The organism is Pseudomonas sp. RT4P38 (genome assembly GCF_054897765.1).
Window position 1 is genome coordinate 5093998 of the sequence record NZ_CM142703.1, and the last position, 22621, is coordinate 5116618.

At 58.5% G+C, this 22621-nt stretch carries 19 protein-coding genes; 12 read left to right on the forward strand and 7 right to left on the reverse strand.

The genetic code is table 11. The annotated features are described in order from the left end of the window. Nucleotides 1–8 precede the first annotated feature (8 nt). Nucleotides 9–3653 (forward strand): transporter substrate-binding domain-containing protein, encoded by a 3645-nt coding sequence (locus ACYZT7_RS23580; RefSeq protein ID WP_462038430.1) that lies wholly within the window; start codon nucleotides 9–11, stop codon nucleotides 3651–3653. A gap of 49 nt (nucleotides 3654–3702) precedes the next feature. Then, nucleotides 3703–6651, forward strand: a complete 2949-nt coding sequence (locus tag ACYZT7_RS23585; RefSeq protein ID WP_462038431.1) for an HD domain-containing phosphohydrolase — start codon at nucleotides 3703–3705, stop codon at nucleotides 6649–6651. On the opposite strand, the gene ACYZT7_RS23590 is transcribed toward ACYZT7_RS23585, so the two are convergent. Both ACYZT7_RS23590 and ACYZT7_RS23595 read right to left on the reverse strand, forming a co-directional pair. After that, a complete protein-coding gene (locus ACYZT7_RS23590; RefSeq protein WP_462038432.1) occupies nucleotides 6652–7134 on the reverse strand; it encodes a GAF domain-containing protein in 483 nt (160 codons plus the stop codon). It lies immediately after the preceding gene. Then, nucleotides 7131–8021 (reverse strand): ATP-binding protein, encoded by an 891-nt coding sequence (locus tag ACYZT7_RS23595; protein ID WP_462038433.1) that lies wholly within the window; start codon nucleotides 8019–8021, stop codon nucleotides 7131–7133. Before ACYZT7_RS23595 ends, ACYZT7_RS23590 begins: the two co-directional genes overlap by 4 nt. Nucleotides 8022–8187: 166 nt before the next feature. On the opposite strand from ACYZT7_RS23595, the gene ACYZT7_RS23600 reads away from it, so the two are divergent. Continuing rightward, nucleotides 8188–10509 carry a hybrid sensor histidine kinase/response regulator gene (locus ACYZT7_RS23600; RefSeq protein ID WP_462038434.1) on the forward strand — a complete coding sequence of 774 codons (2322 nt, stop codon included), beginning with the start codon at nucleotides 8188–8190 and terminating at the stop codon, nucleotides 10507–10509. Here ACYZT7_RS23600 and ACYZT7_RS23605 read toward each other — a convergent pair. The 3 genes from ACYZT7_RS23605 to msrB form a co-directional block, all read right to left on the reverse strand. Further along, nucleotides 10490–10954, reverse strand: coding sequence for a MarR family winged helix-turn-helix transcriptional regulator (locus ACYZT7_RS23605; protein WP_461969660.1), 465 nt, complete (start codon nucleotides 10952–10954; stop codon nucleotides 10490–10492). The two genes, ACYZT7_RS23600 and ACYZT7_RS23605, sit on opposite strands and share 20 nt — an antisense overlap. Next, nucleotides 10951–11436 (reverse strand): glutathione peroxidase, encoded by a 486-nt coding sequence (locus ACYZT7_RS23610; protein ID WP_462035883.1) that lies wholly within the window; start codon nucleotides 11434–11436, stop codon nucleotides 10951–10953. The genes ACYZT7_RS23605 and ACYZT7_RS23610 overlap by 4 nt, the downstream gene beginning before the upstream one ends. 103 nt (nucleotides 11437–11539) lie before the next feature. After that, nucleotides 11540–11935, reverse strand: coding sequence for a peptide-methionine (R)-S-oxide reductase MsrB (msrB, locus tag ACYZT7_RS23615; RefSeq protein ID WP_462038435.1), 396 nt, complete (start codon nucleotides 11933–11935; stop codon nucleotides 11540–11542). Between the two features lie 226 nt (nucleotides 11936–12161). On the opposite strand from msrB, the gene ACYZT7_RS23620 reads away from it, so the two are divergent. Further along, the gene (locus ACYZT7_RS23620; RefSeq protein WP_008030363.1) at nucleotides 12162–13373 is read left to right on the forward strand and encodes a pyridoxal phosphate-dependent aminotransferase; all 1212 of its coding nucleotides are present in this window, start codon (nucleotides 12162–12164) and stop codon (nucleotides 13371–13373) included. Nucleotides 13374–13689: 316 nt separating this feature from the next. Continuing rightward, nucleotides 13690–14577 carry a protease HtpX gene (gene htpX / locus ACYZT7_RS23625; protein ID WP_282380135.1) on the forward strand — a complete coding sequence of 296 codons (888 nt, stop codon included), beginning with the start codon at nucleotides 13690–13692 and terminating at the stop codon, nucleotides 14575–14577. 65 nt (nucleotides 14578–14642) lie between these two features. On the opposite strand, the gene ACYZT7_RS23630 is transcribed toward htpX, so the two are convergent. Continuing rightward, the gene (locus tag ACYZT7_RS23630) at nucleotides 14643–15296 is read right to left on the reverse strand and encodes a thiopurine S-methyltransferase (protein ID WP_462038436.1); all 654 of its coding nucleotides are present in this window, start codon (nucleotides 15294–15296) and stop codon (nucleotides 14643–14645) included. Nucleotides 15297–15399: 103 nt separating this feature from the next. Between ACYZT7_RS23630 and ACYZT7_RS23635 the strand changes: the two genes are divergently transcribed. Continuing rightward, nucleotides 15400–16167: a DODA-type extradiol aromatic ring-opening family dioxygenase gene (locus ACYZT7_RS23635; RefSeq protein ID WP_462038437.1), complete on the forward strand. Its 768-nt coding sequence runs from the start codon at nucleotides 15400–15402 to the stop codon at nucleotides 16165–16167. A 30-nt stretch (nucleotides 16168–16197) separates the two neighbouring features. Here the strand turns inward: ACYZT7_RS23635 and ACYZT7_RS23640 are convergent, their stop codons facing one another. Beyond that, a complete protein-coding gene (locus ACYZT7_RS23640; RefSeq protein WP_008145862.1) occupies nucleotides 16198–16911 on the reverse strand; it encodes a UTRA domain-containing protein in 714 nt (237 codons plus the stop codon). A 348-nt stretch (nucleotides 16912–17259) separates the two neighbouring features. On the opposite strand from ACYZT7_RS23640, the gene ACYZT7_RS23645 reads away from it, so the two are divergent. The 6 genes from ACYZT7_RS23645 (at nucleotide 17260) to ACYZT7_RS23670 (ending at nucleotide 22616) form a co-directional block, all read left to right on the forward strand. Further along, entirely contained in the window at nucleotides 17260–18327 is a 1068-nt protein-coding gene (locus ACYZT7_RS23645) for an ABC transporter substrate-binding protein (protein ID WP_462038438.1), read from the forward strand. A 179-nt stretch (nucleotides 18328–18506) separates the two neighbouring features. Further along, nucleotides 18507–19313: an alkaline phosphatase family protein gene (locus tag ACYZT7_RS23650; protein ID WP_462038439.1), complete on the forward strand. Its 807-nt coding sequence runs from the start codon at nucleotides 18507–18509 to the stop codon at nucleotides 19311–19313. Nucleotides 19314–19318: 5 nt separating this feature from the next. After that, nucleotides 19319–20155 (forward strand): ABC transporter permease, encoded by an 837-nt coding sequence (locus ACYZT7_RS23655; protein WP_462038440.1) that lies wholly within the window; start codon nucleotides 19319–19321, stop codon nucleotides 20153–20155. Further along, on the forward strand, nucleotides 20142–20942 hold the full coding sequence (locus tag ACYZT7_RS23660; protein WP_462038441.1) for an ABC transporter permease: 801 nt from the start codon (nucleotides 20142–20144) through the stop codon (nucleotides 20940–20942). Before ACYZT7_RS23655 ends, ACYZT7_RS23660 begins: the two co-directional genes overlap by 14 nt. Continuing rightward, nucleotides 20939–21928, forward strand: coding sequence for an ABC transporter ATP-binding protein (locus ACYZT7_RS23665; RefSeq protein WP_462038442.1), 990 nt, complete (start codon nucleotides 20939–20941; stop codon nucleotides 21926–21928). The genes ACYZT7_RS23660 and ACYZT7_RS23665 overlap by 4 nt, the downstream gene beginning before the upstream one ends. A gap of 34 nt (nucleotides 21929–21962) precedes the next feature. Continuing rightward, the gene (locus ACYZT7_RS23670; RefSeq protein WP_462038443.1) at nucleotides 21963–22616 is read left to right on the forward strand and encodes an HAD family hydrolase; all 654 of its coding nucleotides are present in this window, start codon (nucleotides 21963–21965) and stop codon (nucleotides 22614–22616) included. Nucleotides 22617–22621: the final 5 nt, after the last annotated feature.

Below are 22621 nucleotides of genomic sequence, written 5' to 3' on the forward strand. Positions count from 1 at the left end.
GAGACAGGATGCCCAGTCGTATAAAGGATTATCTGACACTGATGGCCGCAGGTTTATGCCTGAGCACTTCAGTGCTCGCTGCGCAGACCGTCAGCGAGAACTACACCCTGCTCAGTCGCTCAATGACCGGACACCAGGAAGTCCAACTGGATAAATCACAACAACAATGGATCAAGAATAAACGGGAACTGATCCTTGGCACGTCAGCCCCGGACTACCCCCCTTTCGACCTGACCACCAGTGGTCACGACTACGAAGGTTATACCGCCGATTACGCGGGCATCCTGGGTACATCAACCGGTTTGCCAATCAAGGTTCTGCGCTTTGCGTCCCGGGAGGCCGCAATCGAAGCACTCGAAAACGGCGAGGTCGACTTGCTGGGTAGCGCCAATGGATTCGAAGCACATAACGCCGACATTGTACTTTCCACACCCTACGCCGTGGACCAGCCGGTTCTGGTGACACGCGAAGGAGAAACCAGATCCTTGACCGATGGCCTGGCCGGTCTACGGCTGAGCATGGTGTATCACTATTTGCCGCTGGAAGAGGTCAAGGCAATGTATCCGAGGGCGATCATCACGTCCTTTCCGTCCTACCAGAATGCGATCAATGCAGTTGCCTTCGACCAGGCTGATGTTTTTCTGGGAGACACAATTTCCACCCATTACATGATCAACAAGGGCTATCTGAACAACATCCGCATGGCCAACTTCGGCAAACACGAAGCCCACGGTTTCAGCTTTGCCGTGCGCAAGGACAACCCGCAACTGCTCGGGATCATCAACGCAATGCTCTGGGCGATCCCCACCAGCGAACGCGATAACATCGCCAAACGCTGGAGTGCCGGCAGTGACATTCTTCTCACCGATCAAAAACTGCAGCTCACCCACAACGAAGAACGCTGGCTGGCACAACATCCGGTAGTCCGTGTGGTGGTCAATGAGGCCTTTGCGCCGCTGACGTTTTTCGACAGTAATAACAACTTTCGCGGGGTTACCGCAGATTTGCTCGAGCTGATCAGATTGCGCACCGGGTTGCGTTTCGACGTTCATCGCAGCCGCAGCGATGACGAGATGATCGAGCAGATCAGGGACAACAAAGCCGACTTGATCGCCGCCCTGCTCCCCAGCGCCCAACGTGAAACGACGTTGAACTTCACCCGCCCCTATCTGCAAAACTCTTTTGTCCTGTTGACTCGCAAAGCCGCCGACAGCCCGACAAGCCTTGCGCAGTTGCAGGACCAACGCCTGGCTATCGCCCAAGGCAATCCCTTGGTGGATTACCTGCGCAGCGAGTTTCCGCGGATCAGGCTGATTGAAACACCGGACGCATTCAGCGCCGTGGAGTGGCTGGCCGAGGGCAAGGCAGACGGCGCGGTGAACTCACTGGTGATTGCCAACTACTTCATCTCATCGCGGCTCTTCGAGCACACACTTCAAATCAGTACCACCATCGGTACCCGCCAGGCCGCGTTCTCCCTGGCCACAGGCCGAGATGCCAAAGAACTGAATTCCATCCTCAACAAGGCGCTACTGAGCATTGCGCCGCAAGAGCTGGGCATCATCAACAGCCGCTGGCGTGGCTATTCGGCGTCCTCGCAAAGTACCTGGCGCCTCTATCACCGACTGTTCTACCAAATCATTATCGGTTCCGGGGTGCTGCTGCTGATTTCCTTTGCCTGGAACGCTTACATGCGTCGCCAGATAAAGCAGCGTCAGGCGGCCGAGCGCGCATTGAACGATCAACTCGAATTCATGCGATCGCTGGTCAACGGTACGCCTCATCCCATCTACGTACGCGATCGCCAGGGACTGCTGCAAAGCTGCAACGACAGTTACCTGGAAGTCTTCTGTGCGAAACGTGAAGACGTCATCGGCAAAAGCGTCATGCAGGGCAACATGAGCAATGCGTTCGAAGCCCGGGAATATCAGGCCGATTACCAGCGTGTCGTGGCCGAGGGCATACCGCTGATTCTCGACCGCGCGTTGCACATCGGCGGCCGCAGGTTGACGATTTACCACTGGATTCTTCCCTACCGTGATTCAAGCGGTGAAGTGCAAGGCATCATCGGCGGCTGGATCGACATCAGTGAACGGCGGCAACTGTTCGATGAGCTGCGCTGCGCGAAAGAGCGCGCCGATGAAGCCAACCGGGCCAAAAGCACGTTTCTGGCGACCATGAGCCATGAGATCCGCACCCCGATGAATGCGGTCATCGGCATGCTCGAACTGACGCTCAAGCGTATCGATCATGAGCACCCGGATCGCCCAGCCATCGATGTGGCGTACAACTCGGCGAAGGATCTGCTGGAATTGATCGGGGACATTCTCGACATTGCACGGATCGAATCCGGGCGTCTTAGCCTGAGCCCTGAACGCGTCAATCCAAGTGAAATCGTGGCCTCGGTCGTGCGGGTCTTCGATGGACTGGCGCGCCAGAAAAATCTCCACCTGCTGCTGGAATTCCGCCCTGCCAATTCGGAGTTTGATGTCCTGCTGGACCCCATGCGCTTCAAGCAGGTGCTGTCCAACCTGGTCAGCAACGCCATCAAGTTTACGGAGCAGGGCCAGGTCAGGGTCATCGTCGACCTGCAGCCCACCGCCGAACCCGAGCGGGTTCAGATGCTGTTGCACGTTCAAGACAGTGGCATAGGCATCAGCGAACAGGATCAGCAGCGGTTATTCGAACCCTTCGCTCAAGCCGATAACTGCGCACAAACAGGCAGAGGTGGCGCAGGACTGGGTCTGGTGATCAGCCGCAGCCTGTGCGAGATGATGGGTGGCAACCTGCGATTGAGCAGCCAGCCAGGTCTGGGCACTCAAGTCGAGGTTTCGTTGCACCTGGCCACTCTGCCACTCGAGCAGGTGCCAGTGACTGTTGAAGAGCACATACACACCACGGCGACCCCCTTGAACGTTCTGGTGGTCGACGATCACCCGGCCAATCGCTTGCTCATGTGCCAGCAACTGGAGTTTCTGGGGCATCGATTCAGCGTCCAGGCGGATGGCGAAGCCGGATACGAGGCGTGGAAAGCAGAGCCGTTCGACCTGGTGATTGTCGATTGCAACATGCCGATCATGAACGGATATGAACTGGCCCGCGCCATTCGCCGACAGGAACAACAAACGCAACGTCCGCCCTGTACCGTTCTGGGTTTTACCGCCAACGCGCAACCGGAAGAAATACAACGCTGCAAACAAGCCGGGATGGACGACTGCCTGTTCAAGCCCCTCACCCTGACAGCCTTGAGTCAGTGGGTTGAAGGCATCAGGCCGACCGTCCGCGATCCGGCGTTCAGCCTGCAAGGACTGCGTCTTTTGACGGGTGGAAATCCGCTATTGGACCAGCGATTGTTGGCCGAACTGTTGAATAGCAACCGTCTGGACCGACAAGAATTGCTGGCCCTGTCCCGATCCAAAGACCCTCAGTCATTTCTCGATGTCGCCCACAAAATCAAGGGCGCCGCCCGAATCGTCCAGGCCTCCCGAGTGATCGACAGCTGCGAGGCGTTGGAAAAGGCCTGCCATGAAGTGTTCCATCACGACGAGGTGGCCGATTGCAGCAAGGCTATAGAGCGCGCCATGCTCGAACTGGAGCAAGCCTTGCAGCAACAGATTGGCCAAAACGACAACAGCAGAATGACAGAGCCTTAACTATGCTAGGACGCTGAGCAGTGTGTTAACCATCATGGAGAGACCTGCAATGCCCAGCCCACTGCGCCCGGATCAACGACGGTTTCCCCTGCACGTCCATATCAGCGTGATGTTCACTCTCCTGTTGATGCTGACGGGAGTGGTGCTGGGCATTTTCAACTACCGGCAAACCACGCAGATCATTCTTTCCAGTAGTGAAAAGCTCTTCAACCGCATCGAGCAGGACGTCCGCCTTGACCTGCACACCACCTATGAGCCGATTCGTCATCTGCTGAGCCTGTTGGCGGATTACCCGGCGACGCAGGCACCTGACCTGGAGCAACGCCTGGCGTTGTTCAAACCCTTCAGCCAGTCACTCAAGGACAACCCCGACCTGGCCTCGCTGTATCTGGGCTACGGCAATGGTGATTTCTTCATGGTTCGGCCCTTGCGAACCTCCGGTCTGAAAACGCTCCTGAATGCCCCGGACACTGCGGCTTATCAGGTGTGGAGCATTGAGCGAACCGGCAATAGCGGAAAGGTCCGCTCCCAATCACTGTTTTTCGATCAAGATCTGGCCTTCATCAGCCGCCAGGACAATCCCGACGAAACCTACGATCCGCGAACCCGCGCCTGGTATGCCAACGCCCGCAGCGACAGGGATCAGATCACCACCGAACCCTACATTTTTTTCTCCACCCACGATGTCGGCACCACCCTGGCCCGGCGCAGCGGCGAACAAGCCGTCATGGGAGCCGATCTGACCCTGGCGGAACTCTCCGCGACCCTTGCCAATCATGTGGTGACCCCCAGCACCGAAATCGTGCTGTTCGATGCCGAGGGCAATGCCATTGCTTATCCCGACAGCCGCAAACTGATCATCGACGATCAGACTGCCCGCCTGATCAAAGCCGCCGACCTGAGCCCCAGCCTCGGCGCGCTGCTCAACAATCCCCCCGAAGGTAACCGCCTGGATGTCGCCGGTCGTCAATGGATCGTTGCCCGCAGCAGCATGCAGGAGGGTGGCCCCCAGGGACTGCAACTGGCGCTGCTGGTACCGGAAGATGAATTACTCGTCGATGCCTACCGCATGCGCTGGCAAGGCGCGCTGATTACCTTGGCCACGCTGTTGCTATGCCTGCCGCTGGGTTGGCTGACCTCTCGGATTCTGGTTAAACCCCTGCGCGCGCTGGTGCGGGAGGCCGATGCGGTTCGCAGTTTCGACTTCAACTTTCCGCCCTCACGTCGCTCTCCGGTGCTCGAAGTCGACCAACTGAGCGTATCGATGGCGCGCATGAAAGATACCTTGGCGAGTTTTTTCCAGATCACCGAAAGCCTGAGCGCCGAGGTCCGTTTTGCCCCCTTGCTGGAACGCGTGTTGTTTGAAACTGTGAAAATCGGCCAGGCCCAGGCCGGTCTGATCTACCTGCGCGAAAGTGATGGCGATCGCATGGAGCCACAGGGTCTGGTCATCAACGGCATCTCACAGGCATTGCCGGCATTTGATCTTCGAGGGCACGAACTCCAGGCTCCGCAAAGCCCTGCATGGCTACGGCAGTTGTCGAATGCCGACAACGTCGTCACCACGCTTGGTTTCGAACAGGCCGGGGATTTGCAGAAGGTGTTGCTTGCGCTGGAGTGCCCACGCGTTCATCTGATCGGTATTCGGCTGCACAATCGTCATAACGAAACCGTGGGCCTGCTGGTCCTGCTGTTGGCCGATACCGGCAACCAGAGCGATCTGGAAAAACTTCGTCCGGACCGCATCGCGTTCCTCCAGGCCGTATCCGGTGCGGCCGCCGTGAGTATAGAAAGTCAGCGTCTGCAAGCCAGACAAAAACAACTGCTGGATTCCTTCATCCAACTGCTGGCCGGTGCGATTGACGCCAAAAGCCCCTACACCGGCGGTCACTGCCAGCGAGTGCCGGCGCTGACCCTGATGCTCGCCCAAGCCGCTGCGGCCAGCCAGCACCCGGCCTTCAGTGGCTATCATCCCACCGACGATGAATGGGAAGCGCTGCACATCGCGGCCTGGCTACACGATTGCGGCAAGGTCACCACTCCGGAATACGTGGTCGATAAAGCCACGAAGCTGGAAACGCTTAACGACCGCATCCACGAAATCCGTACCCGTTTCGAAGTGCTCAAGCGCGATGTCTGGATCAACTATTGGCAAGCCATGGCCCTGGGCGGTGACGAGCAATACCTGGCCGAACTGCGCAACGCCGCTCTGGCGGGGTTGGACGATGACTTCGCGTTCATTGCCCGCTGCAACCTGGGTGGCGAGGCGATTGCCGAGTCCGACCTGCAACGCCTGCACAGCATGGCCCAGCGCACCTGGACCCGAACACTGGATGACCGGCTGGGCGTTTCCTGGGAAGAGAACCGGCGCCAGGCGCGAACCCCGGCACCGGCACTGCCGGTCAGCGAACCATTGCTGGCGGACAAACCCGAGCACCTGTTCGAACGACCCGAAGCCGAACTGATTCCGGAAGATAATCCCTGGGGGTTCAAACTCGATGTGCCGCGCTACAAGTACAACCGGGGCGAGCTCTACAACCTGAGCATTGCCCGAGGCACCCTGACCCGCGAGGAGCGTTACATCATCAATCACCACATGGTGCAGACGATTCTGATGCTCAGCCACCTGCCCTTCCCAGGCCACCTCAACAACGTCGCGGAGATTGCCGGCGGCCACCATGAAAAAATGGACGGCACCGGCTATCCCAAACAGTTGAAGCGTGAAGAAATGAGCCTGCCGGCGCGGATGATGGCGATTGCCGACATTTTCGAAGCACTGACCGCCGCCGATCGCCCCTACAAGAAAGCCAAGTCGTTGAGCGAAGCGCTGAGCATCATGGCTACCATGTGCCGGGACGCCCACATCGATCCTGAGTTGTTCGGGCTGTTCATCAACGCACAAATCTATTTGCAGTACGCCGATCGATTCCTCGACCCCCAACAAATCGATGCGGTGGACCCGTCGAGCCTGCTGGTCAAGGCAGGCTTGAGGGCATGATCAGCAGTCGGTCAGGCGCAGGAAAATCGCCGCCAGTTGCTCGATACCGGCCTGATCTTCAGCGGTAAAACGCGCCAGTTTCGGGCTATCGAGGTCCAGCACGCCGATCAGGCGACCGTCCTTGACCAGCGGCACCACCAGTTCGCTGTTCGACGCGCTGTCGCAAGCGATGTGTCCGGGGAACGCGTGCACGTCCTCGACCAACTGGGTCTGCAAGGTCGCCGCCGCAGCCCCGCACACGCCCCGACCGAATGGAATCCGCACGCAGGCGATCTGCCCTTGAAAAGGGCCGAGTACCAGTTCTTCGTTGCGATTGAGGTAGAACCCGGCCCAGTTCAGGTCATCGAGCTGGTTGTACAGGAACGCCGAGAACTGCGCGGCGTTAGCGATGAAATCCCGCTCGTCCGCCAGCAATGACTCCAATTGCGCCCACAGCATGCCGTAGCCTTCGAGGTCCTGTCCGCTCTTCTGTAGATCGATCATGCCTTGTGCTCCAACAGCTTCAGCCCGACCCAATAGCGGGCAAATTGATACGCGCAACGTCCGTTGCGATTACCCCGGCCCGTGGCCCAGCGCACCGCGAGGATGTCCAGTTCCTCGTCTCGTTGCCACTTGAGGCCCGCCTTGTCGGCCAGTTGACCGATCCAGTGTTCGACGACGCTGAGGAAGTGTTCCTGGGTAAACGGGTAGAACGACAGCCATAATCCGAAACGGTCCGACAGCGCAATCTTGTCTTCCACCGCCTCGCTGGGATGGAGTTCGCCGTCGACCCTTTTCCAGTTTTCGTTATCGCTTTCCTTTTCCGGCACCAGATGGCGACGGTTGGAAGTGGCGTACAGCAAAACGTTATCCGGCGCCTGTTCGAGAGAACCGTCGAGCACGCTCTTGAGCACCCGATAGTCACCCTCGCCCGACTCGAACGACAGGTCATCGCAGAACAGCACGAAACGCTGGGGCAGTTTGGCGATTTGTTCGACCACTCGCGGCAAGTCTGCCAGGTGATCGCGTTCGATCTCGATCAGTCGCAAACCCGCCTTGGCGTGTTCGGCCAGCAAGGCGCGAACCAGCGACGATTTACCGGTGCCGCGCGAGCCCCAGAGCAACGCGTGGTTGGCCGGCATGCCGTCGAGGAACTGTTGGGTATTTCGCCCCAGTTGCTCCAGTTGCCGGTCGACGCCGATCAGGTCGGACAAACGCATGTCAAGGCTGACTTGCAGCGGCAGCATAAAACCGCTGCGCCCCTCGCGCTGCCAGCGTGCAGCCAGGCAGTGGTTCCAGTCGATGACTTGCCGAGGTGCGGGCAGCAGCGGTTCGATACGGGCCAAAACGGCATCGGCGCGTTCAAGAAAAGCATTTAATCGGGAATCCACGTCTTCTCCTCGGGCACGTTCACAGTAATGATGGCGATACAGCGACGAAACACAGCGCTCGGTGTCCGGTTCATCCCTTTGCACAAGGGCTCGCGAGAACATCGGTATCCATGCATGATCGACTATGCTTGAGCAGCGAAGGGAAACGGAAGTGGTTCAACACCCCATGGATATCAAGTTCACCAACCGGCTGTCCTACAAGCAAGCCAGGCTTACTGTGCTGGTCGGTTTCATTCTGGGCACGCTGCTCAGTCTGCTGCAAATAGGCATCGATTATGCCAGTGAAGACGCCTCCATCAACCGCGAAATCCTGTCTTTACTGGAAATCAGCCATAACCCCGCGTCCCGCATTGCCTACAACATCGACGCCGAACTCGCTCAGGAACTGACCCTGGGCCTGTTGCGCTCGCCGGCGATCATCGGTGCGCAATTGACCGACAACAACAATACCGTGCTGGCCAGCGTCAAACGCCCGGGCGTGCAAAGCAGTTATCGATTGATCAGCGACTTCCTGTTCGGCGCCAACCGGCAGTTCGAAGACCGTCTTTACCTGGATCACTTGCCGACCGAATCCCTCGGCACCCTGCGTCTGGACGTCGACACCTATTCATTCGGTAACCGGTTCCTGCGCCGGGCCGAGGTGACCCTGCTCAATGGCTTCGCTCGCAGCCTGCTGCTGACCGGCATCCTGCTGGCGCTGTTCTATGTGATGCTGACCAAGCCGTTGGTGCGGGTCATCCGTGAACTCAGCAGTCGCGACCCGCGCAGCACGGAGTCGACGTCGCTGGAGTGTCCGACGGACCATGAAAACGATGAAATCGGTGTACTGGTCAAAGTTGCCAATCAACAATTCGAAAACATCGCCACCGAAATCCAGCAGCGACGCAACGCCGAAAACCGCCTGACCGACTACCTTGGGCAACTGGAGAACATCGTCTCGGCCCGCACGGCGGAACTCAAGGCGATCAACTCGCGGCTCAGCCAATCCAATCAGGAACTGGAAGTCGCCCGCAGCACCGCCCTGGACATGGCCGAAGCGCGCTCGGTGTTCCTGGCCAACATGAGCCACGAGATCCGCACGCCGCTCAACGGCCTGCTGGGGATGATCGCGCTTTCCCTGGACGGCCCGCTCAATGCCGAGCAACAGCAACAGCTGTCCATCGCCCATGACTCGGGCAAAGTACTGGTGGAACTGCTCAACGATATTCTCGATTTGTCGAAGTTCGATGCCGGCCAACTTGAGCTCGAACATATTCCTTTCGACCTTGGCTCGCTGATCGAGGACACCGCCAACCTGCTATCGCAAAACGCCGCGCCGAGTGTCGAGCTGAGCTGCCTGATCGATCCGCATTTTCCGGCACTGGTGCTCGGGGATCCGACCCGGGTCCGACAGATCGTCAGCAACCTGTTGTCCAACGCCCTCAAGTTCACCCGTTTCGGTCGGGTCGATGTGCGCCTCTCGACATTCGAGGACGGCGTCAGAATCGAAGTCTGCGACACCGGCATCGGTATCGCCCAGGACGCCCAGGTCAAGATCTTCCAGCCCTTCACCCAGGCGGGTGCCGGCATTACCCGGCAATTCGGCGGGACCGGGTTGGGCCTGGCGCTGACCTACAACCTTTGCGAAGTCATGCAAGGGCGCCTCACCATCAGCTCGGAAGCAGGCTTTGGCAGCCAGTTCTGCGCGGATCTGCCGCTGCCCAGCCACACCCGCGCGCTGCCTCCGGCCTCTTTACAGGGCAAGGTCATCGCAATCACCGCCGCGAGCAGCGGTCTGGCAGAACTGTTGAACAGTGTGTTGCCCGACTGGGGACTCGACTATCAGCAGCGTTCCACCGATGACTCGTTGCTGGGTCTGAACCCTGATGTACTGATTACCGATTGCCCCGAATGCCTGTTTGGTCTGCGTCCCTCGTGTACCGCCCCCATTCTGCTGGTCACCGCTTACGGCAGTTTCATGCCCAGCGAAGAAGCCGTCGCCCTCGCCCCCTTGCAGCAACAGGCGCGACCTCTGGCGCGCAACGCGCTGTACCAGACGCTGCGACGAGTCCTGCAGCCGGAACTCAACACGATCAACGATGCCCGGCTCGACACGCTTTCCTCACAACGACGCGGACGTGTGCTGCTGGTGGAGGACAATCCGGTCAACCAATTAGTGGCCAAGGGGATGCTCGGGAAACTTGGTTGCGAAGTGATCGTCGCCGGTCACGGTGGCGAGGCCCTGGATCAACTTGAGCAGAGCGAATTCGATCTGGTGCTGATGGACTGCAACATGCCGGTGATGGACGGCTACGAGGCCAGTCGGCAAATCCGTCGCAGCGGTCGCTGGCCACAGCTGCCCATCGTCGCCCTGACCGCCAACGCCATGTCCGAAGAACGCGAACGCTGTCGTGCGGCGGGCATGAGCGATTACCTGGCAAAACCCTTCCGCCGGGAAGAGTTGGCTGCCCTGCTGGAGTTGTGGATCCCTACAACGACAGTGCTTTGATTTGCCCCAACAGGTGATCAAGGCCATCGCGCAGATCATTCAGGCGATCCAGATCCACACCGCTGTCGCACAGCAGACGGGCCTTGAGCGGCCCGACCTGATCGCGCAAGGCCTTGCCGGTGGGCGACAGGCTCAAGTGCACTTCACGCTCATCCCGCGCCGAGCGTTGACGCTGAACCAGCTGCAGTTGCTCAAGACGCTTGAGCAACGGCGTCAGGGTGCCGGAATCCAGCGCCAGGCGTTCGCCCAACGCCTTGACCGTCGGCTGCTCAGGGGCTGCCTCCTGCCATTCCCACAACACCAGCATCGCCAGGTACTGCGGGTAGGTCAGGCCGAGCTGATCGAGCATCGGCTTGTAGGCGCGGATCACCGCCCGGGAAGCGGCGTACAGTTTGAAGCACAGTTGGCTGTCGAGCTTCAGGGAATCGACTGACAAGGTGTTCATTTGAGCAGGGCTTCGATCTCGCGGCTCAGGTCCTGCGGTTTGGTCGCGGGGGCGAAGCGCTTGACCATCTGGCCATCCTTGCCGATCAGAAACTTGGTGAAGTTCCACTTGATGCCCTGGGAACCCAGTACACCCGGCGCGCGCTTTTTCAGTTGAACGAACAGCGGATGGGCACCGGCGCCATTGACTTCAATCTTTTTGAACAGCGGAAAACTGACGCCGAAGTTCAACTCGCAGAACTCGGAAATCGCCCCTTCGTTGCCCGGCTCCTGCTTGCCGAACTGATTGCATGGAAAGCCCAGCACCACCAGACCTTGATCCTTGTAGGTCTGCCACAACTCTTCAAGGCCTTTGTACTGCGGGGTGAAGCCGCATTTGCTCGCCGTGTTGACCACCAGCACGGCTTTGCCGGCGAAATCCGCCAGGGTCTTTTGCTCACCCTTGATGGTGGTGCAAGGGATGCTCAGCAGATTGTCGCTCATGATTCGACTCTAAATGAGGGAAGATGAGACAAACATAGCGAGCAATTGAATTGTGCGCAATTTAAATATCCGAAGGGCGATCATCGGATCGCCCTCTGGCTTATTACCCGCGGGGTATCAGGTCCAGGCACACCGAGTTGATGCAGTAACGCAGGCCAGTCGGCGGCGGACCGTCGGGGAACACGTGCCCCAGGTGCGCATCGCATTTGCCGCAGACCACTTCGGTGCGGATCATGCCGTGGCTGACGTCACGGATCTCGACCATGGCGCTGTCGCCGATCGGCGCGTAGAAGCTCGGCCAGCCGCAGCCGGAGTCGAATTTGGTCTTGGAGTCGAACAGTGGCTCGTTGCAGCAGATGCAGTGGTAAACACCGTCAGTTTTGATGTCGTTAAATTTGCCGGAGAACGGTCGCTCGGTGCCCTTGAGGCGGCAAACGTTGTACTGCTCCGGGTCGAGCATTGCTTTCCATTCTTCCAGGGTTTTTTCCAACTTTTCCATCATCACACCTCAGCAGCTGAAAAAGCCCGATCTGTACCTTTTCCACGGATCGGGCGGCACGTATGATTGCGCCTCGTCAAACGCCAGTCTGGCAGCCAGACCACGCGCATTCAAACGGATTTATGGGTGCTGCCTCTCAAGGCGTCAGGCCTGTGTGAATACGCAGGATTCCCAGCACGGCCGTTCATACGCCGCCTGGATCGTTCATTTTCGGGAACACATCGCCATGCAGGTCAGCAAATCGAACAAGCTCGCCAACGTCTGCTACGACATTCGCGGCCCAGTGCTCAAGCACGCCAAACGCCTGGAAGAGGAAGGCCATCGCATCCTCAAGCTGAACATCGGCAACCCGGCGCCTTTTGGTTTCGAAGCGCCGGATGAAATCCTCCAGGACGTGATCCGCAACCTGCCGACCGCTCAGGGCTACAGCGACTCCAAGGGCCTGTTCAGCGCCCGCAAGGCCGTCATGCAGTACTACCAGCAAAAGCAGGTGGAAGGCGTCGGCATTGAAGACATCTATTTGGGCAACGGCGTTTCCGAGCTGATCGTGATGTCGATGCAGGCCCTGCTCAACAACGGCGACGAAGTGCTGGTGCCGGCCCCGGATTACCCGCTGTGGACCGCCGCGGTGAGCCTGTCGGGCGGCAACCCGGTGCATTACCTGTGCGACGAGCAGGCCAACTGGTGGCCGGATCTGGCCGACATCAAGGCCAAGATCACCCCGAACACCAAAGCACTGGTGATCATCAACCCGAACAACCCGACCGGCGCGGTGTATTCGAAAGAAGTCCTGCTGGGCATGCTGGAACTGGCCCGTCAGCACAACCTCGTGGTTTTTTCCGACGAAATCTACGACAAGATTCTGTACGACGATGCCGTGCACATCTGCACGGCCTCCCTGGCGCCAGATCTGCTGTGCCTGACGTTCAACGGTCTGTCCAAGTCTTATCGCGTGGCTGGTTTCCGTTCCGGCTGGATCGCCATTTCCGGCCCGAAACATCACGCCCAGAGCTACATTGAAGGCATCGACATGCTGGCGAACATGCGCCTGTGTGCCAACGTGCCGAGCCAGCACGCTATCCAGACAGCCCTCGGCGGTTATCAGAGCATCAATGATCTGGTATTACCCCAAGGTCGGCTGCTGGAACAGCGCAACCGTACCTGGGAACTGCTCAACGACATTCCCGGCGTAAGCTGCGTCAAGCCAATGGGCGCGCTCTATGCGTTCCCACGGATCGACCCGAAAGTCTGCCCGATCCATAACGACGAGAAGTTCGTGCTCGACCTGCTGCTGTCGGAGAAGCTGCTGGTGGTTCAAGGCACCGCCTTCAACTGGCCATGGCCGGACCACTTCCGTGTGGTGACCCTGCCGCGCGTGGACGACCTGGACATGGCCATCGGACGGATTGGCAACTTCCTCAAGTCCTATCGCCAGTAAGCGGCCTGTCACCGTGCGACGCTTGCGCAAGTCGCACGGTGATTGATTTAGCAACATATCTTTGCGCCCTGCCGAACATCGCTTCTTCAATTGCTGACTGATGACTCGTTGCGCGCTCACGCCTAACAACGACGGGGCCTGCGACGTGAAATGACTGACAAACACTTCCCCTATCGACGTCGGAAATGCCCTTCAAGTAGCTAGGCTGTTGCCGTAGGACACAGTTTGAAATAGTCACCCGGTTGAATAGCCCGGGTCAGCACCTTATATACCCCGCAGTACGCTACATCTTTAGCATGAGGAGATTTCTACAACCATGATGCGCATCCTGCTGTTTTTGGCCACTAACCTGGCGGTCGTGCTGATTGCCAGCATCACCCTGAGCCTTTTCGGCTTCAACGGGTTCATGGCGGCCAATGGGGTTGATCTCAACCTCAATCAGCTGCTGATTTTCTGTGCGGTCTTTGGTTTCGCCGGTTCGCTGTTCTCGCTGTTCATCTCCAAGTGGATGGCGAAGATGAGCACCAGCACCCAAATCATCAGCCAGCCGCGCACACGTCACGAGCAATGGCTGCTGCAAACCGTCGAGCAATTGTCCCGGGAAGCCGGGATCAAGATGCCCGAAGTCGGTATTTTCCCGGCCTACGAGGCGAACGCCTTTGCCACCGGCTGGAACAAGAACGACGCATTGGTCGCGGTCAGCCAGGGCTTGCTCGAGCGTTTCTCGCCGGATGAAGTGAAAGCTGTTCTGGCCCACGAAATCGGCCACGTGGCCAATGGCGACATGGTCACCCTGGCCCTGATCCAGGGCGTGGTGAACACCTTCGTGATGTTCTTTGCGCGGATCATCGGCAACTTTGTCGACAAGGTGATCTTCAAGAACGAAGAAGGCCAGGGCATTGCCTACTACGTGGCGACCATCTTCGCCGAACTGGTCCTGGGCATTCTGGCCAGCTCCATCGTCATGTGGTTCTCGCGCAAACGTGAGTTCCGTGCCGACGAAGCCGGTGCACGCCTGGCGGGCACCAACGCGATGATTGGCGCCCTGCAGCGCCTGCGTGCGGAGCAAGGGCTGCCAGTGCACATGCCGGACACCTTGAATGCTTTCGGTATTAACGGTGGCATCAAACAAGGGTTCGCCCGCATGTTCATGAGCCACCCGCCGCTGGAAGAACGCATCGACGCATTGCGTCGTCGGGGCTGACAGTCCTGCGGTGACAAAAAAGGGGCGATCTGATGATCGCCCCTTTTTTGTGCCTTGCTGTTCCATCAACTCATCAGGCGATACACCCGCTCTTCAAGCCGCGTCACACCGCTTTCCAGGAACTTCCAGCTCTCGCCCAGAACGTCCTGGTCCTCCAGAATCTTCAACTCCCACGAAGCCCCGAACAACCGTTTCACTTCGTCATCCAGCACGGCAAAGGGCGGTCCGTCCATTTGCGGCTGGTCGTAGTCCAGGGTAATCAGCAGTCCCAAAGAATCCTTTGGAAGAATCCGCTTCAGATGTTCGGCGTACTGCTCACGCATTGTCGGCGGCAAGGCGATCAACGCAGCGCGGTCGTACAGCGCACTGCAATCGGCGACATCGCCGGCAGTCAACGCGAAGAAATCACCACACCAGATCTCGATCGAGCCCGCACGATAGACAGTGAAGGGGCCTTGGTCGCTGACGTCCGGATCAAATTGATGCTCGTGGAAAAAGTCTTCCACCGCTTTTTCCGACAACTCGATGCCCAACACCTCGTGACCGCATTTCCCCAGCCACAGCAGATCCAGGCTTTTCCCACATAGCGGCACCAGTACGCGCGAGCCCTCTTCCAGGCCCAGCTGCGGCCAGTACCGTTGCAGATATGGATTTACTTCCGGCAGGTGAAAGCCGATCTGATTCGACGTCCACCGCTTGTGCCAAAACTCCGGCTGCATAATTAATCCCGAAAATTCGATCAAAAGGCTCTAAAACTTATATTAGATTTAGATCAATGATCTGACTGAAGATGATGCCATCTTACCCCTCAGGAGCTCATTCATGTTCCCCAGCCTGTACATATCCCATGGCTCGCCCATGTTGGCACTGGAACCGGGCGCCAGCGGGCCCGCCCTCGCTCGCCTGGCCGCAGAATTACCGAAACCCAAGGCCATCATCATTGTTTCCGCGCATTGGGAAAGCAATGAATTGCTCGTCAGCGGCAATCCCCAGCCTGAAACCTGGCATGACTTCGGTGGCTTTCCACAGGCGTTGTTTGACGTGCAATACCCGGCGCCCGGCGATCCACAATTGGCCGCAGAGGTTGTCGAACTGCTGAAGAGCAATGGCCTGCCCGCACGCATCGACGCCGAACGGCCGTTCGACCATGGAGTCTGGGTGCCCTTGTCGTTGATGTATCCACACGCCGATATCCCCGTCGTGCAAGTCTCGCTGCCCACCCGTGGTGGCCCGTCCCTGCAAACCCGCGTCGGCCATGCGCTGGCCAGTCTGCGAGAACACGGCGTGCTGTTGATCGGTTCCGGCAGCATCACCCACAACCTGCGCGAACTGGACTGGCACGCAGGCCCGGAAAGCGTCGAACCCTGGGCCCAAGCATTTCGAGACTGGATGATCGAAAAACTCGCTGCCAACGACGAAACCGCGTTGCACGACTACCGCCAGCAAGCACCTAATGCCGTGCGCAACCATCCCAGTGATGAACATTTGCTGCCGTTGTACTTCGCGCGCAGTGCGGGAGGGACCTTCAGCGTGAGCCACAAGGGATTCACCATGGGCGCCCTGGGCATGGACATTTACCGGTTCGGGTAATGATAGAACCGAGACCTGCGGCGGCCAGGTTCAGACCACATCAACCCCGACATGAATTGCATCATGCCGCCAAAACTCCAGATCACAATCGATCAACCGCTCATGCTGATCGTAATTGACCCGAGCGATGCGCAACCCCGGACTCCCCACCGACACCCGTAAAGCTGCCGCCGCATCCACCGACAACGCCGTCGGCACAATCTCGAAACGCACCCGCCCATAGTGCAAATCGTAATGCCGCGCATACAACTCGGTAATCGACTGATTCAAATCGAAATCCAGAATCCCCGGAAAAAACTGCGGATTCAAATAGTGCTCCACGTACAACACCAGCCGTTCATCAATCCGCCGCGCCCGGCAAATCTGAATCACACTCGACAACGCCGGCAACTGCAACCAGGCACAGACCGCCGCCGACGCCGGTTGCAACCGCGCTGAAATTACCTCGGTGGACGGCACACGCCCCTGTGCACTGACCATCGCGTGAAAGTGACTGCGCTGCATCAGGTTATACGCCAGGCGCGGTGGCGACACGAACCAGCCACGGCGCTCCTCCCGATAAATCTGCCCCTGGGCTTCCAGCTGCAACAACGCTTCACGCACGGTGATCCGCGTGGTACCGAACAACTCACTGAGCTTGCGCTCGGCCGGCAGTTTGCTACCGGGCGCCAACAGGCCATGGTCAAGCTGTTCCTGCAGAACCTGCCCGATCGCTGTCACCGCTTTGGTTGTCTCGATGCGCATCAACGTTACCTATCTGGACTAGACCAGCACTGTTTCGGGGCGGAACCGCGACTCATCGGCTCCCTACAACTCCCGGCAAGCCTAGGCACTGCTTATGACTGACAGATGACAAAGCCGCCGAACGGTTGATCCAGACACCTGCAATTTCATGGCCAAGTCCTTTCATATCAGCTCTTTAGCCATGGTCTACGCTTACCCCGGAGCCTGAGCATTCCAGCGCTGAACATAGAGCTAGACCGGTCGTCGACATCAAAATGTCATCCAACCGGCCTAAATTGGCTCAGGTATTGCTGACCTAGACCAACACAACCGCAATCGCAGCGTTGAAAACGCCCAAAGGAGCTTCGGATGAAAAAGCTTTTCCTGGCATCATTGTTAGGCTCGACCATTGCCATGTGCACCGCCGCCATGGCCGCTGACACCGACTTGAAAACTCTGGAAGCCGCTGCGAAAGCGGAAGGTGAGGTCAACAGTGTCGGCATGCCCGATAACTGGGCCAACTGGAAAGGCACCTGGGATGACCTGGCCAAGAACTACGGCTTGAAGCACATCGACACCGACATGAGCTCGGCCCAGGAAATCGCCAAGTTCAAAGCTGAAAAAGACAACGCCACGGCTGACATCGGTGACGTCGGTGCAGCCTTCGGCCCGATCGCGGTCAAGCAAGATGTGGTGCAACCTTACAAACCCTCTACCTGGGATCAGATTCCAGATTGGGCCAAGGACAAGGACGGCAACTGGGCGCTGGCCTATACCGGCACCATCGCGTTTATCGTCAACAAGAAGCTGCTGCACGGTTCCGAAGCTCCGACCAAGTGGGCTGATCTGAAAACCGGTAAATACAAGGTTTCCATCGGTGACGTGAGCACCGCCGCCCAGGCCGCCAACGGTGTACTGGCCGCAGCACTGGCCAACGGTGGCGACGAAAAGAACCTGCAACCAGCGCTGTTGCTGTTCGCAGATATCGCCAAACAAGGACGCCTGTCCATGGCCAACCCGACCATCGCCACGATGGAAAAGGGTGAAATCGAAGTCGGCGTGGTCTGGGACTTCAACGGCCTGAGCTACAAGGCCAAGATGGCGAATCCGGATGATTACGTGGTGCTGATTCCATCCGATGGCTCGGTGATTTCCGGTTACACCACCATCATCAACAAATACGCGAAAAACCCGAACGCCGCCAAGCTGACCCGCGAATACATCTTCAGCGATGCCGGTCAGATCAACCTGGCGCGCGGCAACGCCCGTCCGATCCGCGCCGAGCACGTCAAATTGCCGGATGACGTCAAGGCCCAACTGCTACCTAACGAGCAGTACAAAAAGGTCACGCCGATCAAAGACGCGGATGCGTGGGAAAAGACCTCCAAGGCGCTGCCTCAGAAGTGGCAGGAAGAAGTCATCATCAACATGCAGTAATGCTGTAGATCCCACATTGGACACCTAATGGAGATCCAATGTGGGAGCGAGCCTGCTCGCGAATGCGGCTGAACATTCGACGAAGATGTTGAATGTCATACCGCTTTCGCGAGCAGGCTCGCTCCCACAGGGGGATTGGTTGCGTACTTGAATTATCTGTTTCGCGGAGTTCCGCCCCTATGAAGCACAACGTCATCCTTGTCGTGCTCGACGGCCTCAATTACGAAGTCGCGCGCCACGCCATGGGGCACCTGCAGGCTTATGTTGGCGCAGGACGCGCGTCGCTCTACAAACTGGAGTGCGAACTGCCGGCCCTGTCCCGACCGCTTTACGAATGCATCCTCACCGGCGTCCCGCCCATCGAGAGCGGCATCGTCCACAACAACGTCTCGCGCCTGTCCAACCAGCGCAGCATCTATCACTACGTCCGTGATGCCGGCCTCACAACCGCCGCCGCGGCCTATCACTGGGTCAGTGAGCTGTATAACAATTCGCCCTTCGTTGCCGCACGGGATCGTCACACCGACAACCCCGACCTGCCGATCCAGCACGGTCATTTCTACTGGAACGATCACTACCCGGACTCGCACCTGTTCGCCGACGCCGAAAATCTGCGCCTGCGTCATGCGCCGAATTTTTTACTGGTCCACCCCATGAACATCGACGACGCCGGGCACAAGCACGGTCTCGACACCCCGCAATACCGCAACAGCGCCCGCTCGGCGGACATTATTCTGGCCGACTACCTGCAAACCTGGCTCGACGCCGGTTATCAGGTGCTGGTGACGGCCGACCACGGGATGAACAACGACCGTTCCCACAATGGCCTGCTGGCCGAAGAGCGCGAAGTACCGCTGTTCGTTCTGGGAGAGGCCTTCAGTTTCAACGCCGATGCCGCACCGAAACAGACTGAAATATGCGGCACCGTCTGCGAATTGCTGGGTGTGACCCACGACAAACCTGTATGCCGGGAATTGCTCAAGTGAACGCCATGACGCGCGGAAAATGGCTGGCAGCCTTGTGCCTGGTGCCTTTCGCACTGTTCTTTATCGTGTTCGAGATCGCCCCCCTCGTCTGGGTGATGATCAACAGCCTGCAATCGGAAGAGTTCGGATGGGGCCTGGCGAACTTCACCAAGATCTTCAATTCGAAGTTCTATTTGCAAGCGATCCAGTACAGCCTCGAGATCAGTTTCTGGTCCAGCGTGTTCGGCATCATCATCGCCGTACTCGGCGCCTACTCCTTGCGCCGGGTCGACTCGAAACTGCGCAACTTCGTCAACGCCTTCGCCAACATGACCAGCAACTTCGCCGGCGTGCCCCTGGCTTTCGCGTTCATCATCCTGCTGGGCTTCAACGGCAGCTTCACCATCATGCTCAAGCAGGCAGGGATCATTCAGGACTTCAACCTGTACTCGAAAACCGGGCTGATCATTCTCTACACCTACTTCCAGATTCCATTGGGCGTGCTGCTGCTCTACCCGGCCTTCGATGCCTTGCGCGAAGACTGGCGTGAGTCCGCCCAATTGCTCGGCGCCAACGGCTGGCAGTTCTGGCGCCACATCGGTTTGCCGGTGCTGACGCCTGCGCTGCTCGGTACCTTCGTGATCTTGCTGGCCAACGCCCTCGGCGCCTACGCTACGGTGTACGCGTTGACCACCGGCAACTTCAACGTGCTGCCGATCCGCATCGCGGCGATGGTGTCCGGCGATATTTCCCTGGACCCGAACCTCGCCAGTGCGTTGGCCGTGGTGCTGGTGGCGTTGATGACCCTGGTGACCATCGTGCATCAGCTGCTGCTGAAGAGGAGCTACCATGTCTCGCGCTGAACTGGGCCCCATCGGTGTCTATCACCGGGTAGTGGTGTACTTGCTGTTTGCCATTCTGTTGTTGCCGCTGCTTGGGACGCTGATCTACTCAATCGCCAGCAGTTGGTCGGCGACCATTCTACCCAGCGGCTTTACCTTCAAGTGGTACGTCCAGCTGTGGAGCGATCCGCGCTTTCTGCATGCCTTCGGGCAGTCGCTGCTGGTTTGCGTCGGCGCGTTGATTCTGTCGGTGGTGCTGATTCTGCCGTTGCTGTTCGTGGTGCATTACCACTTCCCCAAACTCGATGCGCTGATGAACATCCTGATCCTGCTGCCCTTCGCGGTGCCGCCGGTGGTGTCGTCGGTGGGGCTGTTGCAGCTCTATGGTTCCGGGCCGTTTGCGATGGTCGGTACGCCGTGGATTCTGATTGGCTGCTACTTCACCATCGCGCTGCCGTTCATGTACCGGGCGATCACCAACAACCTGCAAGCGATCAACCTGCGCGACCTGATGGACTCCGCTCAGTTGCTTGGGGCCAGCACCTGGCAAGCCGCGTTCCTGGTGGTGTTGCCGAACCTGCGCAAGGGCCTGATGGTGGCGTTGTTGCTGTCGTTTTCGTTTCTGTTTGGTGAGTTCGTGTTCGCCAACATCCTCGTCGGCACCCGCTACGAAACCCTGCAGGTCTACCTCAACAACATGCGCAACAGCAGCGGCCACTTCACCAGTGCGCTGGTGATTTCCTACTTCTTCTTTGTGCTGGTTCTGACCTGGGCGGCCAATATTTTGAACAAGGACAAAAGCGAATGAGCTATGTCAGCGTCCAACACCTGCAAAAAAACTATTCGGGCACCACCGTATTCAGCGACATCAACTGCGAAATCCAGAAGGGTGAGTTCGTCACCCTCCTCGGCCCGTCCGGTTGCGGCAAGTCGACGCTACTGCGTTGCATCGCCGGGCTGACCTCGGTGGATGGGGGCAAGATCCTGCTTGATGGCGCCGACCTCGTGCCGTTGAGCCCGCAGAAACGCGGGATCGGCATGGTGTTTCAGAGCTACGCGCTGTTCCCCAACATGACCGTGGAGCAGAACGTCGCTTTTGGTTTACGCATGCAGAAGGTCAACGCCGACGACAGCCATAAGCGTGTTACCGAAGTGCTGAAACTGGTGGAACTCAACGATTTCGCCGCGCGCTATCCACATCAACTGTCCGGCGGCCAATGCCAGCGAGTCGCCCTCGCCCGATCGTTGGTGACCCGACCACGTCTGTTGTTACTGGATGAACCGCTGTCGGCCCTCGATGCGCGGATTCGCAAGCACTTGCGCGAACAGATCCGTCAGATCCAGCGTGAACTCGGCTTGACCACGATCTTCGTCACTCACGATCAGGAAGAAGCCCTGACGATGTCCGACCGGATTTTCTTGATGAATCAGGGAAAAATCGTACAGAGCGGCGACGCCCAGACCCTTTACACCGCACCCATCGATTTCTTTGCCGCAGGTTTCATCGGCAACTACAACCTGCTGGACGCCGACAGCGCCACAAAACTGCTGCAGCGACCGATTACCCACCGCATCGCGATTCGCCCGGAAGCCATCGAGCTGAGCCTGAACGGCGAACTCGACGCGCAAGTCCGCAGCCACAGCCTGTTGGGCAACGTGATTCGCTATCGGGTTGAAGCCCGGGGCGTGGAATTGGTGGTGGATGTGCTGAACCGCTCGGCGGCCGATTTGCATCCCGATGGTCAGCGTCTGGCGCTTTCCATCGATCCGACGGCCCTCTGTGAGGTAGCCTGATGCCTTTGCTGATGTTGAAGAGAGAACCGCACTGATGGCCCTGGCAATTTTTGATTTGGATGAAACCCTGATCCACGGTGACTGCGCCACCCTTTGGAGCGAGCAAATGGGCCGCTTGGGTTGGGTCGATCCCGAGTCGTTCATGCGTCAGAACAACGAGCTGATGGACGCCTACAGCCACGGCAAGCTGCGGATGGAGGACTACATGACCTTCAGCCTGGAACCGATGATCGGGCGTACGCCGGAAGAGGTCGACCATTTGGTCGGCCCTTGGGTGGAAGACTTCATCGAGCCGATCATTTTCAGTGGCGCCACCAAAGCCATTGCGGCCCATCGTAAGGCCGGCGACCGGATCCTGGTGATTTCGGCGTCGGGCACGCACTTGGTGAGGCCGATTGCCGATCGCTTGGGCATTGACGAGATTCTCGGCATCGAGCTGGAAGTCGCGCACGGCGTTTATAGCGGCCACACCGTCGGCACGCTGACCTACCGCGAAGGAAAGATTACGCGCTTGCTGGAATGGCTGGATGCTGAAGAGGAAAACCTTGAGGGCGCGAGTTTCTATTCGGATTCACGCAACGATTTGCCGCTGCTGCTGAAAGTGGATTTCCCACACGTAGTCAACCCGGATCCAGTGTTGCTGGAGCACGCCGAAAAAGCAGGCTGGCCGATCCATCTCTGGAAATGATGGAG

What these genes read in the sequence shown, in the direction of transcription:
- ACYZT7_RS23580 (WP_462038430.1), top strand. Translation starts at nt 9, where the DNA reads ATGCCCAGTCGTATAAAGGATTATCTGACACTGATGGCCGCAGGTTTA.
- ACYZT7_RS23585 (WP_462038431.1), top strand. Translation starts at nt 3,703, where the DNA reads ATGCCCAGCCCACTGCGCCCGGATCAACGACGGTTTCCCCTGCACGTC.
- ACYZT7_RS23590 (WP_462038432.1), bottom strand. Translation starts at nt 7,134, where the DNA reads ATGATCGATCTACAGAAGAGCGGACAGGACCTCGAAGGCTACGGCATG.
- ACYZT7_RS23600 (WP_462038434.1), top strand. Translation starts at nt 8,188, where the DNA reads ATGGATATCAAGTTCACCAACCGGCTGTCCTACAAGCAAGCCAGGCTT.
- ACYZT7_RS23605 (WP_461969660.1), bottom strand. Translation starts at nt 10,954, where the DNA reads ATGAACACCTTGTCAGTCGATTCCCTGAAGCTCGACAGCCAACTGTGC.
- ACYZT7_RS23610 (WP_462035883.1), bottom strand. Translation starts at nt 11,436, where the DNA reads ATGAGCGACAATCTGCTGAGCATCCCTTGCACCACCATCAAGGGTGAG.
- msrB (WP_462038435.1), bottom strand. Translation starts at nt 11,935, where the DNA reads ATGGAAAAGTTGGAAAAAACCCTGGAAGAATGGAAAGCAATGCTCGAC.
- ACYZT7_RS23620 (WP_008030363.1), top strand. Translation starts at nt 12,162, where the DNA reads ATGCAGGTCAGCAAATCGAACAAGCTCGCCAACGTCTGCTACGACATT.
- htpX (WP_282380135.1), top strand. Translation starts at nt 13,690, where the DNA reads ATGATGCGCATCCTGCTGTTTTTGGCCACTAACCTGGCGGTCGTGCTG.
- ACYZT7_RS23630 (WP_462038436.1), bottom strand. Translation starts at nt 15,296, where the DNA reads ATGCAGCCGGAGTTTTGGCACAAGCGGTGGACGTCGAATCAGATCGGC.
- ACYZT7_RS23635 (WP_462038437.1), top strand. Translation starts at nt 15,400, where the DNA reads ATGTTCCCCAGCCTGTACATATCCCATGGCTCGCCCATGTTGGCACTG.
- ACYZT7_RS23640 (WP_008145862.1), bottom strand. Translation starts at nt 16,911, where the DNA reads ATGCGCATCGAGACAACCAAAGCGGTGACAGCGATCGGGCAGGTTCTG.
- ACYZT7_RS23645 (WP_462038438.1), top strand. Translation starts at nt 17,260, where the DNA reads ATGAAAAAGCTTTTCCTGGCATCATTGTTAGGCTCGACCATTGCCATG.
- ACYZT7_RS23650 (WP_462038439.1), top strand. Translation starts at nt 18,507, where the DNA reads ATGAAGCACAACGTCATCCTTGTCGTGCTCGACGGCCTCAATTACGAA.
- ACYZT7_RS23655 (WP_462038440.1), top strand. Translation starts at nt 19,319, where the DNA reads ATGACGCGCGGAAAATGGCTGGCAGCCTTGTGCCTGGTGCCTTTCGCA.
- ACYZT7_RS23660 (WP_462038441.1), top strand. Translation starts at nt 20,142, where the DNA reads ATGTCTCGCGCTGAACTGGGCCCCATCGGTGTCTATCACCGGGTAGTG.
- ACYZT7_RS23665 (WP_462038442.1), top strand. Translation starts at nt 20,939, where the DNA reads ATGAGCTATGTCAGCGTCCAACACCTGCAAAAAAACTATTCGGGCACC.
- ACYZT7_RS23670 (WP_462038443.1), top strand. Translation starts at nt 21,963, where the DNA reads ATGGCCCTGGCAATTTTTGATTTGGATGAAACCCTGATCCACGGTGAC.